Here is a 14,367-nt window from a genome sequence, read left to right as displayed (position 1 = left end):
TGCGATGAAACTATATAACTCTATTTTAGACTTAATCGGCAATACACCAATTGTAAAATTAAACCGAATTCCTGATCCGCATGGCGCAGATGTGTATATGAAACTAGAATCGTTTAACCCGGGAGGAAGCGTAAAGGACCGGGCGGCGTTTGAAATGATTCGGCGCGCGGAGCAAGAAGGAAAGATTGTGCCGGGGAAAAGCACCATTATCGAACCGACTTCCGGCAATACCGGAATCGGTTTGGCGATGGTATGTGCGGCTCGGGGCTATCGCTGCATTATCACGATGCCGGATAACGCAACGGTCGAGCGGGTAAAAATTTTAAAAGCATACGGAGCGGAAGTGTATTTAACGCCGGCGGAAAAACGGATGCAAGGAGCGATTGATGAAGCCAACCGGCTCGCCGCGCAAATCCCGGACAGCTTTATTCCGATGCAATTTGAAAATCCGGCGAATCCGGATGCGCATCGCCATAGCACGGCGCAGGAAATTTTGGATGCGTTCGATGGAAAGTTAGATGCGTTTGTGCTTACTGCCGGTACGGGTGGAACCGTGACTGGCACCGGAGAAGAATTGAAAAAGCGCATCCCTAATTTGCGCATTTATGTCGTAGAGCCATATGGTTCCCCTGTATTGTCGGGAGGAAAGCCAGGACCACATAAAATCCCGGGTACAGGTCCGGGATTTATCCCGAAAATTTTAAACCGCAATATTTATGACGATATTTTTCTTATTAAAGATGAAGATGCGCAAATGATGGCGCGCCGTCTTGCGGCCGAAGAAGGCATCCTTGTCGGCGCTTCCGCCGCTGCTAGCGCGTATTATGCCATCGAGGTGGCCAAGCAGCTTCCAAAAGGGGCGCGCGTTCTTAGCATTGCACCGGATTCGGGAGAACGTTATTTGTCGTCCGATTTATTTGCCGACTAACAAAAGGCTCGCTTAGGCGAGTCTTTTTTATACAAAAATGCCATTTTCACTAATGACCGCTTGCGGTCCGTTATGATAAACTAAATAGAAAAAGAAAAAAGGAGGGAATAGATATTGAATTATTCAACAACGTATTCATCTAGTCCCATTGCTAAACTAACAGTCTCCTTTTTAGCAGCATTGGCAGTAGCAACAGGGGGCCTTTACATCGGTCAGTGGATCCCAATAGGGATGTATTTGCCGCTTAACATACTCGAGATTATTTTATTAATTGCTATGATATTTGCTCGCAGCAAAAAAACGGTCGGCCATCCGCTTATGTACAGCTTTATGCTCGTATCTGGCGCAACGCTATATCCACTCATTGGACACTATGTTGCCGTTATTGGTGCGGAAGCTGTGCTCAAGGCGTTTGCGCTAGCCGTGATTTCCTTTTCCGGCGTAGCGATTTATGCGGCGAAAACGAAAGAAGATTTTTCATTTCTTGGCGGCTTTTTAACATTAGGGGCGTTTGCGCTGCTTGGTCTTCTCATTATTCAATGGTTCATCCCGTTTTCTAGCGTTGGGCAATTGGGGATTTCTGCACTAGGAATTCTCATTTTTCTCGGTTTTACGATTTATGATATAAATCGTCTTGCCCGCTATGGTTTTACGGAAGCCGACATTCCGATGATTGTCGTCAACATTTATCTTGATTTTATTAACTTGTTTATTTATATTTTGCGCTTTTTTGCCAGCGATGAAGATTGATTGAACCTTTATGCAAAAAGGACTGTTTCCCCTATTGTCTAGGAAACAGTCCTTTTTCATTGCATACATAAGCAGTCACACAACTAAATCACGCTTCGAAAAGATGAGGATGGCCGCTATATAGCTGATGAGTGAAAGGAGCGGAACGTCATGAGGGAACTGCTTGAAAAAAAGCGGCGCTATTTTCAAACAGGGGAAACAAAAACGGTGGAATTTCGCCTAGAGTAGCTTGAAAAGTTAAGAAAAGCGATCCAAACATGCATTGGTAGAAAAAATGAAACACTATATTCGTGAGTTTTACGGAGATAAGCCGGAAATGAGTGAACATTGCGCCAAAATAGTCAGTGAACGCCACACAAAACGGCTCGTTTCTTTTTTGCAGGATGGAATGATTGTTCACGGCGGACGCTACGATATTAAGGAACGTTGGGTCGAGCCGACGATTCTCGACAATGTTGCAAAAGACGCGCCGATCATGCAAGAAGAAATTTTCGGTCCGATTTTGCCGGTTTTTTCGTTTACGGATATCGATGAAGCAATCCACTTTATTCAGTGTTACGAAAAACCGCTGGCACTATATTTGTTTTCTGAGGATCGCCGTGTACAGCAAGCGGTGCTAGAGCGTGTCAGTTTTGGCGGCGGCTGCATTAACGATACGCTGATGCATATCGCCACGCCGTATTTGCCGTTTGGCTGCGTCGGGCAAAGCGGGTTCGGCGCGTATCATGGCAAAGCAAGCTTTGATGCTTTTTCCCATTATAAAAGCATATTGCGGCAAACGACGGCATGGGATATCGCTGTGCGCTACCCAAACTATCCAAAGGCGCTTCAGTGGATAAAACTGCTGCTGAGATAGGCAGGAATATAGTATTGGCGGCGCGAATGGTTAAACAATATGGGGCAGAAAAGGGGGGAGAAACGAATGAATAGGATTGCCGTGAACCTCTCAACCATTTTTACGGAAGTGCCGTTTCTAGAGCGGTTTCAAAAGGCGAGAGAGTGCGGTTTTTCGCTCGTGGAATGCCAGTTTCCATACGAATATTCGATCGAGCGCATCCGCTATGAGCTGGATAAACATCGACTATCTCTCGTATTAATCAATTTGCCGCCGGGAAATTGGGAACAAGGGGATAGAGGATTAGCGATTTTTCCAGATCGAGCGGATGAGTTTTGGCGGTCAGTCGAGGAAGGAATTCGGTATGCGGTCGAGTTGAACGTTCCGTATATTCATTGTATGGCGGGAGTGCTTCCAGCTGATTTAGACCGGCAAAAGGCGAAAGAAACGTACATGCGCCATCTTTATGATGCGGCAAAGCAAATGGCCCAGCATTCGCTGACGCTGTTGATCGAACCGATTAACCCGCTTGATATGCCAAATTATTTTTTAACGGACGTGGATGAAGCTGTGTCAATCATCAAAGAGATTGGGCTTTCCAACATCAAGCTGCAATATGATTTTTACCATATGCAGCGAACGCGAGGAAATTTAACCGCGACGTTTGACGTCTATTTTGATTGGATTGCCCATGTACAAATTGCTGACGTTCCGGGACGGCATGAGCCGGGAACGGGAGAAATCCGTTATGAATATGTGTTTCAGTTTTTAAAAGAACGCGGATACAACGGGGCGATCGGGCTCGAATATATTCCGTCGGACAAAAGCAAGCACAGTTTTCAATGGATGAACGATTACTTGACTTGAAAAAAAGAAAGAAGGGAGGAAGCATCCCCGAGCAAGCGGCGATGCGCACAAAAGTGAAAATTGGATTCATCGGGACAGGAGTTATGGGATCAAGAATGGCTAAACGGCTGCTTGTGGCTGGATATGACGTCGCCGTATACAACCGCTCCGCGGAGAAAACGGTGCCGCTATTGGAGCTTGGAGCGGAAAGGTCGGATACCATCGCGGAGCTGGCGCAGCGTTCAGATATGATTTGCACTTGTTTATCGATGCCGGACGATGTCATCGACGTTTATTTGCGAAAAGACGGTGTGATCCACCATGCTCGCCCGGGAACGATTTGTCTTGATTTTACGACAGTCGGACCGGATACAAGCAAAACGGTGGCCAAACAGGCTCAAGAGAAAGACATTTACTATTTAGACGCACCGGTGAGCGGTGGGCCGGAAGGAGCGGAGCAAGGGACGCTTACAATCATGGTTGGCGGGGAGAAGCAGGTTTGGGAACAAGTATTGCCGCTGCTGAACGTCCTTGGCGAAACGGTAGAGTATTTAGGGCCTAGCGGTTCGGGAAGCGCGGCAAAACTAATGAATCAATATCTTGTCGCTGTACATTCCGTTGCTGCTTCAGAGGCAATGGTCGCTGGGGCGGCACTTGGACTAGATGCCGAGCAGCTTTACCGTATCTTGAAAGCGAGCTACGGAGACAGCCGCATGCTTCGCAGACATATGGAGCAATATGTGCTGCCGCGCAAGTTCGAACCAGGCGGAGCGGTAAAATATGTACATAAAGATGTCCGTTTGGCAAATCAGTTGATGGATGAAATTGGGATGAAGCAATTTTTAGGCCAAATTGCGGAAGAGACGTTTGCCATCGCGGTGAAACAAGGATTATCTGATTTTGATATGTCCGCCGTCATCCAGACGCTAGAAAAACGATGCAATGTGACGGTTAAAAAGAAAGAAGTATAAACTCAATTATTCATAAATTCTAAATTAGAAAAATTCATTGAAAAATATAAAAATGAATGGTTTAATAATAGTAAATAGAAACACGTATAACTTTGACTCGCTTTACCTTTTAGAAACACTTTTTTTTATAACATAAAAGAAACACTGTTTCTTATTGCGAAACAACAGGAGGTGCAAAGCTTGCTTCCTTTAAAATGGAAAGACGATTTAACAGCGTTTTTGCCTGAAAAACAAGTGCGAATAGAAGAGCAAATACATCCGCTTGGCAACAGCGGCTATGTGACCGTTTATCCGCAAACAGAAGAGGAAATTTCCGCTGTTTTGCGTTACGCCAACAGCCATGGAAAAAAAGTATGTATTGTTGGCGGGGGGACGAAACGAGGGTTTGGAGGGCAAATCGAGTGTGTGGATATTTTGCTTTCCTTGGCAAACTATAGCGGCATTGTCGAACATGCGGCTGCGGATATGACAGTGACGGTCAAGTCTGGGACGGTGTTTCAGCAACTACAAGATTACTTGGCAGAATACCGGCAAAAGGTTGCGCTTGATCCTGTGTGGCCGCAATATGCGACGATCGGCGGTGTCATTGCGGCGAACGACAGCGGGCCAAAGCGGCTCGGCTACGGTTCGGCGCGCGACAGTGTCATTGGTTTGCGGACGGTCTATCCTGACGGAAAGGTCATCCGTTCTGGAGGAAAAGTCGTGAAAAATGTGGCCGGCTATGATATGAACAAGCTGTTTATCGGAGCGATGGGGACGCTTGGCGTCTTATCGGAAATTACGCTGAAGCTCCGCCCGCTGCCGAAATATGAAAGTGTTGTATTGCTGTCATTTCCGTCGGGGAATTTGGAAGAAGTCCGTTCGTTTGCCGTTCAATTTCTCGATTCGATGATGGAGCCGGTTTGTTTGGAATTGTTGAGCCCGTCGCTGTCGGAGCGGCTGATCGGCAGGCGTGCTTATACGCTAATGATCGCGTTTGAAGATGTAGAAAGCGCCGTTCATTATCAGGAGGACTATGTACAGCGCCTTCGCCCGCCTCACACGGCCATTCGCATTCTTCCGCAAGAAGAGGCAAAGTCGTTTTGGCAAACGTTCTACACGATCGGCCCGAATGGCGCCGCACCGTACGAACCGGCTGGAAATGAAGTCGAAGCGGCGGTGAAAATCGGCGTTATCAATCTAGATGTGATCTCTATTATTCGGGAAAGCGACTTGCTGCAAGAGAGTTGCCATGTTCATGTAGAGGCGCACGGCGGCCTAGGGCACGGACTTTGCCAAGTGTATTTGAGAGGAAGCGAGGAATCGATCATCACGGCGATCGAACAGCTGCGGGCGGCGGCGACAAGCTTGGGCGGGTACGCCATCGTCAAGCACCTGCCTTTCGCGCTGCGAACCCGCGTCAATGTATGGGGAGAAAAGCCGTCGTACTTTTTTCTGCTTGAAGGAATCAAGCGAAAAATTGATCCAAAGCAAACGTTAAATCATCAGCGGTTTGTCGGGGGGATATAAGATGAGTTTAAAAGAAAGCGAGATGAAAAGCGGACCGTCCTGTACGACCGTTAGCCTTGGAAACTATCGTTTTAGCGATCCGCCGGATCCAAGCAAATGGGCGGACTGCGTGCATTGCGGCATGTGTTTGGAATCGTGCCCGACATACGAACAAACCGGTCAGGAACAACATTCGCCGCGCGGACGCGTGCATTTGATGAAATCGGTTGGGGAAGGGAAGCTGGAGATTACAGGAGATTTAATCGATCCCATTTTTACGTGCCTTGACTGCCGCGCCTGCACGACGGCGTGCCCTGCGGATGTCGATGTCGGCGGACTGATTGAACAAGTGCGCGGACAAATCCGGCAAGCGATTCCGTTAACTGGACGGAAAGCGTTGGTCAGCGATTTCTTCCTCAAAGGGGTGTTTCCGCATCCATCCCGTCTCCACTTGCTCGGCAGCCTGTTAAAACTGTATCAAAAAAGCGGATTGCAGACGCTTGCCCGCAAAACAAAATTGCTCCGTATGATGCCAAAACATTTGGCGGATATGGAAGCCATTTTGCCGGAAGTGGGCGTGCCGGTGCGGAAAAAATACAAGCATACGAACGTTATTAACTCACATTTCGCACCCTAACAAGGTCAAAACAAAGGATTTTTTATTTAGTTTTTCAGAATAACTTTTTGACCAACACAACGAGCGATGGCAATCCTTTTTTTACCATCGCTGGTCGTTCCGTATCACGTTACACGTAGATGCTCTCATCCATGCCCAATCCCTGCAGAATCCTTCGCTGATCAGGGGTAAGGGAGCGATCCAGTGAGCGTTGGATGCGCCCATCCGGCAGCTTGAACAGGACGACGTTCACATATTGAAACAGCTGAAAAATCGCCTGTCCCGTCGGCCGGGTCAGCTTGCGGCCTCCAGGACCCTTCAACGGGTGTTCTGGAGTAATAAACTGACGCACTCGGCGCTGAAAAACGCGGTAAATAGCCAAGGCCAACAGAAACAAATAGCCTAATACTGCGACCCGTTCTGGTTTTTTGACGTAAATCTCATCCGTGAAAAACGGATCTTTCAAAAAAGCGAAGTTCATTTCCACCGAGATCTGCCCTTTATACAGCTTCAAGATCTCTTGGGCATCCATGGGTTGGCCCTTCCATTCCTTCGGAACGGTCGTGACAAGGACAAACCGGGACGCTTTCCGTCTCGCCTGTTCCCACGCGTCTTGGTCGAATTCGACGTCAAGGTGCAAGAAATACAGCGTCTCCACCTCGGGTTCCGCCCCTTTTTTCGGCCGTCCGCGCCGTTTTTTCAGGCGTACGATCTCTTCGACCGCGGCCTCAACCCGATGAAACCGGGGGCGAAGGGACGCCTTGAGGGACGCCAAGGCTTGTTCGGCATCTTCCCGGCAGGAGAAGGGGTGACGCTCCCAACGGGCTTGTTCCTCGCGAAGAAGCTCCGCTTCTTTGGTTCGTTCTTTTTCAAGCGTCTTTCCTTTTCGCTGGTCGAGCGCGCTCGATTCAACAACGATCAGCCGAACGGGGTGGCCTTCATACGTCGAGGCCGTTTCCCATACCCGGTACGTGGCGCCGTTTCTCTCCGCCAACGTAAAGGGATCGCTCCACGTCGTGTCCTCAGCATCCGCTTCGGCCAGCGCGGTTTTCACGATCCGGAGCGACGAAGGGCCTCTGGTGATCAAAAAGGCGTTGGCCGCTTTGGTTTGCGCCAGGGTCTCTTTCGTCATCGCGGCGGAATCGGCCACGTAAATCCATTCGTCTTCGATTTTGGCCTGCTTCAGCTGTTCATGGACACGAGACAGCACCTCGGGATTCCATGTTTTATCGGGCAGGTTGCCATCGTGCACATCGCCGTAAAACGGGATGCCGTCCTCGTTGCCGACCAGTCCGAAACCGATCTGTTTTTGCCAACGATGATGGCGGTTGTAGCCATGTGTGATTTGTAAGGCCTCTAACGAGGCCGATTCATACGCGCCGTAAACGGTCTTGTCCGTCGTATCGGCGTGGAAGGCTCGGAGGGAAAGGCCTTCTTTTCGATAAATATGAATCAAGCAAGTGCTGATGACGTTGTGAATGCCAGCCTCATACAGGCGATCGAGATGACGGGCCAACGCATCGTCGTTCAACCAGGAAGGATGGAGATCGGGACGGATGAGTTTCTCACAATCGACCTCCTGAGCCCAATGTTCCAAGTGAACAAGGGCTTGCCGGCCGTCAAACACATTGTAGAGGATGGCCTGAACGGCATCGCTGACTCGCGTTTGGCACTGCGGATCGACGGGCACGAGATGGTCAATCAATTGAGGCAGACCCAGTTTCTTGAATAGGGCACTTATTATATTCAAATAAGAATTGCGATAGACCTTTTTGACTTGAACGTTCATAAGTGAAAAACTCCTTTACGTTCCTTGTGTGTCAAGGATTCATTCGACATCGGAACGAAAAAATCCTCCCGATTTTCGTCGAGAGGGTGCGAAATGTGAGTTATTAAAGCAAAAGGCGAAACAAAGCACACGGTCGCGCTATTAACCGGCTGTGTGATGGATGTCATGTTCAGCGATATCAATGAAGCGACAATCCGTGTGTTGACCCGTAACGGAAACGATGTCGTTATTCCGCAAAACCAAACGTGCTGCGGAGCGCTTCATGTTCATGCCGGTGACCGCGAAACAGGCCGCAGGCTGGCGAAGCAAAATATCGAGGCGTTTTGGCATGTCGACCGCGTCATCGTCAATGCGGCCGGATGCGGCTGCATGTTAAAGGAATATCCGGAACTGTTCCGCGACGACCCAGAGTGGCGCGAAAAAGCAGAACAATTTGCGCAAAAAGTCGAAGATATTTCGAAATATTTGCATGACACCGGATACGAAAAGCCGAAGACCGAGTTAAACATGCGCATTACGTACCATGACGCCTGCCATTTAGCGCACGGCCAAGGGATTCGTCAAGAACCGAGAGCGATTTTGTCGAGCATTCCAGGAGTGGAAATGGTTTCGATGCCAAACGCGGACCGCTGCTGCGGCAGTGCGGGAATTTACAACCTTACCCATCCGGAGATGGCAAGCGCGGTATTGGAAAGCAAAATGGAACATGTTCCGCAAGATGTAGAACTGATTTCGATGGGCAATCCAGGCTGCATGCTGCAGATGGCAATGGGCGTGATGAAATACGGACGGAACCAAAAAGTCGTTCATACCGTGCAAATATTAGACTGGGCGTACCAAAAAGAAGAAGGGAAGGAAGTGCGCGTATGAGAAAAACGGCAATACAAACGAAAGACCCGCATATTCAGGCATTAGCGCGCATTGTTGGCGGCGAAAAGTCGATTTTATATAAAAAGGAAGATTTAATTGCTTATGACTGTGACGGCTTTACGGTTCACCGCCATCTGCCGAAAGCGGTCGTATTTCCAAAAAATACGGAGGAAGTCGCGGCGATCGTTAAGTATTGCCATGACCACGATTTGCCGTTCCTTGCCCGCGGGGCCGGAACCGGATTAAGCGGCGGCGCGATTCCGCTAAACGGGGAAGTCGTGATTAGTTTGACGCGGATGAAGCGGCTGCTTCACGTTGATTTGGAAAACCGCCGCGCGGTTGTGGAGCCGGGATTTGTGAACTTAAAGCTAACGAATTCGATCGCCGACCGAGGGTATTATTATGCTCCGGATCCATCGAGCCAGTATTGCTGCACGATTGGCGGAAATGTCGCCGAAAATGCGGGAGGAGCGCACTGTTTAAAATACGGCGTCACCACGAACCATATTTTAGGACTTGAAGTTGTGCTGCCGAACGGGGAAATTATTGAAATCGGCGAAAACGGCATTCCGGATCCGCCGGGATATGATTTATTAGGATTGTTGACCGGTTCAGAAGGAACGTTAGGGATCGTGACGAAAATTACGGTCCGGATTTTAAAAAATCCGGAAGCGAAGCAGACGGTGCTCGCTTATTTTGATCGTGTCGAAGACGCGAGCCAGGCGGTTTCCGATATTATTTCCGCAGGGATGGTTCCGGCGGCGCTCGAGATGATGGATCAAACAGCGATCGAAGGAGTGGAAGCAGCCGCTTTTCCGGTCGGACATCCGAAAGATATTGAAGCGCTTTTATTAATTGAAGTGGACGGGATTTCTGCCGGTATTTCCGAACAAATTAATGAAATTTTGCGCATTTGCCAACAGCGCAACGTGCGCGAAGTGAAAGCGGCCCAATCGGAGGAAGAACGGGCGCGTTGGTGGGCCAACCGCAAAACCGGATTTGGCGCGATGGGAGCCATTTCTCCGGATTACTTAGTGCAAGACGGGGTTATTCCGCGCAGCAAATTGCCGGAAGTGCTAAAAAACATCCGGGCCATTAGCAAAAAGTATGGATTGCGCATCGCTAACCTCTTTCATGCGGGCGATGGAAATCTCCACCCGCTTGTGCTGTTTGACTCGAGCGAGCCGGGAGAAACAGAAAGAGCGCTTGCGGCAGGAAGCGAGTGTTTGCAGGTGTGTGCCGCTGTCGGCGGTTCGATTACCGGGGAACACGGGGTCGGTATCGAGAAAAAAGAAGAAATGCGCTTCATTTTCAGCGACGAAGAAATTGCTGCGCAAACCGACATTCGCGACGTGTTTAACCCGAAAAATTTGCTGAACGCTGGAAAGCTGTTCCCAACGCCTGGGCGATGTGTCGAGATGAAACAAGTTGCTTCTTCACTAAAGTGAAAATTTTGTGAAAATGATTGAAAGTTATTTCACTTCATGCTATCATTCTTTTAAATAATTTAGAAACAATGTTTCGTAATAAGAAACATAAAGGAAGAGGGGAGAAAAATATGGAACAATACGTAAAAGTAGGAAATATCCAAGTCGCGAAATTGCTTTACGATTTTATTAACGAGGAAGTGCTTCCGGGAAGCGGTGTCGATGGTGAAAAATTTTGGAAAGACTTTGAAACGCTGATTGCCGATTTAACGCCAAGAAACAAAGCGCTGCTTGCCCGCCGTGATGAACTTCAAGCAAAGCTAAACGAATGGCATAAAGAACATCGCGACAGCTTCGATATGGAACAATATAAAGCGTTTTTAACTGAAATCGGCTATTTAGAGCCAGAGGTGGAAGATTTTGAGATTACAACAGAAGGAGTAGACGAAGAAATTGCCGTTCAAGCAGGACCGCAGCTCGTCGTTCCAGTGACGAACGCCCGCTATGCGCTAAACGCAGCCAACGCCCGCTGGGGAAGCCTTTATGACGCGCTGTACGGAACGGACGCGATTAGCGAAGAAGACGGCGCTGAACGCGGCGATTCCTACAATCCGGTGCGCGGCGCCAAAGTGATCGCTTATGGACGCGAGTTTTTGGATCAAGCCGTGCCATTAAAAGAATATTCCCATAAAGATGCGATACAATATAAAGTAGTGGACGGAAAATTAGCGGTTACTGTCGAAGGCGGAAACACCACGACGCTAAAAGAGGAAGAAAAATTTGTCGGCTTCCAAGGAAATCCTGAAAATCCATCCACTATTTTGTTAAAAAATAACGGCCTTCACATCGAAATTCAAATTGACCGCAACCATTCGGTCGGGAAAACGGATAAAGCGGGAGTAAAAGACATTTATTTAGAAGCAGCCGTCACAACCATTATGGACTGCGAAGACTCGGTAGCGGCTGTGGATGCAGAAGATAAAGTGCTCGTATACCGCAACTTGCTTGGGCTTGTCAAAGGTGATTTGACGTCTACATTCGTCAAAAATGGAAAAACAATGACGCGGGCGCTAAATCCGGACCGCGTTTATCGAACACCAGATGGCAAAGAGCTCACGCTACCTGGCCGTTCGCTTATGTTTGTTCGCAACGTCGGACATTTAATGACAAACAACGCGATTTTAGATGCCAACGGTGAAGAAGTATACGAAGGCATCATCGATGCGGTCGTGACAAGCTTAATTATGAAACATTCGCTCATCGGCAACACCCGTTACTTAAATTCGCGCAAGGGCTCGATTTATATCGTGAAACCGAAAATGCACGGTTCCGAAGAAGTGGCGTTCGCGAATGAACTGTTTGACCGCGTTGAAGACATGCTCGGCTTAAAACGCAACACGATTAAAATCGGGGTTATGGATGAAGAACGCCGCACGACATTGAATTTGAAAAACTGCATTTACCAAGTGCGTGATCGCATCGTCTTTATTAATACAGGCTTTTTAGACCGGACTGGCGATGAAATCCATACGTCGATGGAAGCCGGACCGATGATTCGCAAAAACGAGATGAAATCGTCGACATGGCTGCAAGCCTATGAAAAATCTAATGTTGCGATCGGTTTAGCGGCTGGGTTCCAAGGCCGCGCCCAAATCGGAAAAGGAATGTGGGCGATGCCGGATTTGATGGCGGAAATGCTCAAACAAAAAGGCGGACAGCTGAAAGCCGGAGCCAATACGGCATGGGTGCCTTCGCCGACGGCAGCGACGCTGCACGCGCTCCATTACCATCAAGTGAATGTGGCGGAAGTGCAAAATGAATTGCGGAAAGACCGCAAAGATTACCGTGATGAAATTTTACAGATTCCAGTCGCTAAAAATCCGCAATGGACGCCGGAAGAAATTCAAGAAGAGCTGGATAACAACTGCCAAGGCATACTCGGCTATGTGGTGCGCTGGATCGATCAAGGTATCGGTTGCTCGAAAGTTCCGGATATTAATAATATCGGGCTAATGGAAGACCGAGCAACTCTGCGGATATCCAGCCAGCATATCGCCAACTGGCTCCATCATGGCATTTGCACGAAAGAGCAAGTGTTAGAAACGTTAAAACGGATGGCGAAAGTCGTTGACGAGCAAAATGCCGGCGACCCGAACTATCGTCCGATGGCTCCGGATTATGATAATTCCGTCGCCTTCCAAGCGGCGTGTGATTTAATCTTTAAAGGTTATGAGCAACCAAACGGCTACACCGAGCCGATTTTGCATCGCCGTCGTCTAGAAGCGAAAGCGAAATTTGCGGCTGTTAAACAATAAAATATTTTGGAACAAGGGCATATTTCAATAATGCCCTTGTTTATTAATAAAAATGGTGTTATTATTTTTCTTAATATTCAAAATAATAAAAAAGGAGGTGCAAATCCTAGTTACTACACGTATTACAGCACCAAAAGCGGCATTAAGGCGGCAGCAATAGACTGAAAAAGTTAGTAGCTAGGTAGTGAAAATGCGGAACCTTCGGGAAAAATCGCTGTTTGTTCATCAGCAAGCAAAAGGAAAGTTGCGTGTAGATGTCAAAGTTCGCGTGGAAAATAAAGATGATTTAAGTGTAATTTATTCGCCGGGAGTGGCGGAACCATGTAAGGTGATTCATGCAAATCCTGATTTGATTTATGAGTATACGATGAAAGGCAACTTTGTGGCGGTTGTTTCCGATGGATCTTCGGTATTAGGACTAGGGAATATTGGAGCAAGCGCTGCCATGCCTGTAATGGAGGGAAAAGCCGCTTTATTTAAAGCGTTTGCCGGCATTGACGCTGTGCCGCTTTGCATTAATACGAATGATCCGGAACAAATTGTTCAGACGATAAAATTGCTTGAACCGACATTTGGCGGTGTTAATTTGGAAGACATTGCGGCGCCAAATTGCTTTTTGATCGAGGAACGCTTAAAGCAAGAATTGTCGATACCTGTATTTCATGATGACCAGCATGGAACAGCGATTGTGACAGCCGCTGGGTTAACAAATGCGCTAAAGGTCGTACAAAAGAGCCTAAGCGAGTGCAAGGTGGTCATTAACGGAGCCGGCGCCGCTGGTATCGCGATTGCGAGACTGCTTCTTTCTATGGGAGTGGGGGATATCATTTTATGCGATTCCAAAGGGGCGATTTATGAAAATCGTCCATACGGAATGAATGCAATGAAAGAAGCGCTCGCGAAGCAAACGAATCGCGGACGCGCCCAAGGAACGTTAAAAGATGTCATTAAAGGTGCCGATATATTTATTGGTGTTTCGGTCGCCGGAGCGTTAACGCCGGAAATGGTTCGCTCGATGAACGACAATGCTATTGTATTTGCTCTCGCTAACCCGGTTCCGGAAATTATGCCGGACGATGCCAAAGCTGCGGGAGCCACGGTCGTCGCAACGGGAAGATCCGATCTGCCAAATCAAGTAAATAATGTCCTCGCCTTTCCGGGAATTTTTAAAGGGGCGTTGCAAGTACGCGCTTCTGAAATTAATGAGGAGATGAAATTAGCGGCGGTTAGCGCCATTGCTGATTTAATCGGACCGAAAGAATTAACGAGTGATTATGTGATTCCAAACCCGTTTGATAAGCGTGTGGTGGAAGCAGTAGCAGACGCAGTGGCACGCGCGGCTATAAGAACGGGAGTCGCCAGAAGCGGAGATGTGGAAAAAGAACAGGAAAGCGCCATATGAGAGAAGTAGTACAATGAAATTTGCTTAAACGAAGTTGAAAAGACAGAATAGATGATTACTCTAATTAGCAAAATGATTTCTACATTGAAACCGTAAGAGGTTATTTTAACAGGAAGCTAAGTCGGCGCCG

10 protein-coding genes and 2 pseudogenes are annotated in these 14,367 nt (G+C 48.1%); 11 read left to right on the top strand and 1 reads right to left on the bottom strand.

Annotation, left to right across the window (positions count from 1 at the left end):
* Positions 1-4: 4 nt before the first annotated feature.
* The 7 genes and pseudogenes from cysK to BDD39_RS07180 form a co-directional block, all read left to right on the top strand.
* Positions 5-928, top strand: a complete 924-nt coding sequence (gene cysK / locus BDD39_RS07210; RefSeq protein WP_166909389.1) for a cysteine synthase A — start codon at positions 5-7, stop codon at positions 926-928.
* A gap of 114 nt (positions 929-1,042) precedes the next feature.
* Entirely contained in the window at positions 1,043-1,678 is a 636-nt protein-coding gene (locus BDD39_RS07205; RefSeq protein WP_166909386.1) for a Bax inhibitor-1/YccA family protein, read from the top strand.
* A 262-nt stretch (positions 1,679-1,940) separates the two neighbouring features.
* A complete protein-coding gene (locus tag BDD39_RS07200) occupies positions 1,941-2,534 on the top strand; it encodes an aldehyde dehydrogenase family protein (protein ID WP_279587934.1) in 594 nt (197 codons plus the stop codon).
* Positions 2,535-2,600: 66 nt separating this feature from the next.
* A complete protein-coding gene (locus BDD39_RS07195) occupies positions 2,601-3,380 on the top strand; it encodes a hydroxypyruvate isomerase family protein (RefSeq protein WP_166909382.1) in 780 nt (259 codons plus the stop codon).
* Positions 3,381-3,433: 53 nt separating this feature from the next.
* Positions 3,434-4,330, top strand: a complete 897-nt coding sequence (locus tag BDD39_RS07190; RefSeq protein WP_166912319.1) for an NAD(P)-binding domain-containing protein — start codon at positions 3,434-3,436, stop codon at positions 4,328-4,330.
* Between the two features lie 180 nt (positions 4,331-4,510).
* Positions 4,511-5,839 (top strand): FAD-binding oxidoreductase, encoded by a 1,329-nt coding sequence (locus BDD39_RS07185; protein ID WP_166909380.1) that lies wholly within the window; start codon positions 4,511-4,513, stop codon positions 5,837-5,839.
* 1 nt (position 5,840) lies between these two features.
* Positions 5,841-6,440: pseudogene (locus BDD39_RS07180) on the top strand (4Fe-4S dicluster domain-containing protein); the annotation flags it as partial.
* A gap of 124 nt (positions 6,441-6,564) precedes the next feature.
* Here the strand turns inward: BDD39_RS07180 and BDD39_RS07175 are convergent.
* Positions 6,565-8,223 carry an IS1634 family transposase gene (locus tag BDD39_RS07175; RefSeq protein WP_015863777.1) on the bottom strand — a complete coding sequence of 553 codons (1,659 nt, stop codon included), beginning with the start codon at positions 8,221-8,223 and terminating at the stop codon, positions 6,565-6,567.
* Between the two features lie 99 nt (positions 8,224-8,322).
* On the opposite strand from BDD39_RS07175, the pseudogene BDD39_RS07170 reads away from it, so the two are divergent.
* The 4 genes and pseudogenes from BDD39_RS07170 to BDD39_RS07155 form a co-directional block, all read left to right on the top strand.
* Positions 8,323-9,093 (top strand): annotated as a pseudogene (locus BDD39_RS07170) ((Fe-S)-binding protein); the annotation flags it as partial.
* Entirely contained in the window at positions 9,090-10,541 is a 1,452-nt protein-coding gene (locus BDD39_RS07165; RefSeq protein WP_166909378.1) for an FAD-binding oxidoreductase, read from the top strand. The pseudogene BDD39_RS07170 and the gene BDD39_RS07165, both read left to right, overlap by 4 nt.
* 110 nt (positions 10,542-10,651) lie before the next feature.
* A complete protein-coding gene (locus BDD39_RS07160; protein WP_166909376.1) occupies positions 10,652-12,835 on the top strand; it encodes a malate synthase G in 2,184 nt (727 codons plus the stop codon).
* Positions 12,836-13,025: 190 nt separating this feature from the next.
* On the top strand, positions 13,026-14,237 hold the full coding sequence (locus tag BDD39_RS07155) for an NAD(P)-dependent malic enzyme (RefSeq protein ID WP_166909374.1): 1,212 nt from the start codon (positions 13,026-13,028) through the stop codon (positions 14,235-14,237).
* Positions 14,238-14,367: the final 130 nt, after the last annotated feature.

This window comes from Saccharococcus thermophilus (assembly GCF_011761475.1).
Classification (GTDB): domain Bacteria; phylum Bacillota; class Bacilli; order Bacillales; family Anoxybacillaceae; genus Saccharococcus; species Saccharococcus thermophilus.
Note: the sequence above shows the minus strand (reverse complement) of the source record. Positions and strands in the feature narration are given on the sequence as shown.

What these genes read in the sequence shown, in the direction of transcription:
- BDD39_RS07160 (WP_166909376.1), top strand. Translation starts at nt 10,652, where the DNA reads ATGGAACAATACGTAAAAGTAGGAAATATCCAAGTCGCGAAATTGCTT.
- BDD39_RS07165 (WP_166909378.1), top strand. Translation starts at nt 9,090, where the DNA reads ATGAGAAAAACGGCAATACAAACGAAAGACCCGCATATTCAGGCATTA.
- BDD39_RS07175 (WP_015863777.1), bottom strand. Translation starts at nt 8,223, where the DNA reads ATGAACGTTCAAGTCAAAAAGGTCTATCGCAATTCTTATTTGAATATA.
- BDD39_RS07195 (WP_166909382.1), top strand. Translation starts at nt 2,601, where the DNA reads ATGAATAGGATTGCCGTGAACCTCTCAACCATTTTTACGGAAGTGCCG.
- cysK (WP_166909389.1), top strand. Translation starts at nt 5, where the DNA reads ATGAAACTATATAACTCTATTTTAGACTTAATCGGCAATACACCAATT.
- BDD39_RS07155 (WP_166909374.1), top strand. Translation starts at nt 13,026, where the DNA reads ATGCGGAACCTTCGGGAAAAATCGCTGTTTGTTCATCAGCAAGCAAAA.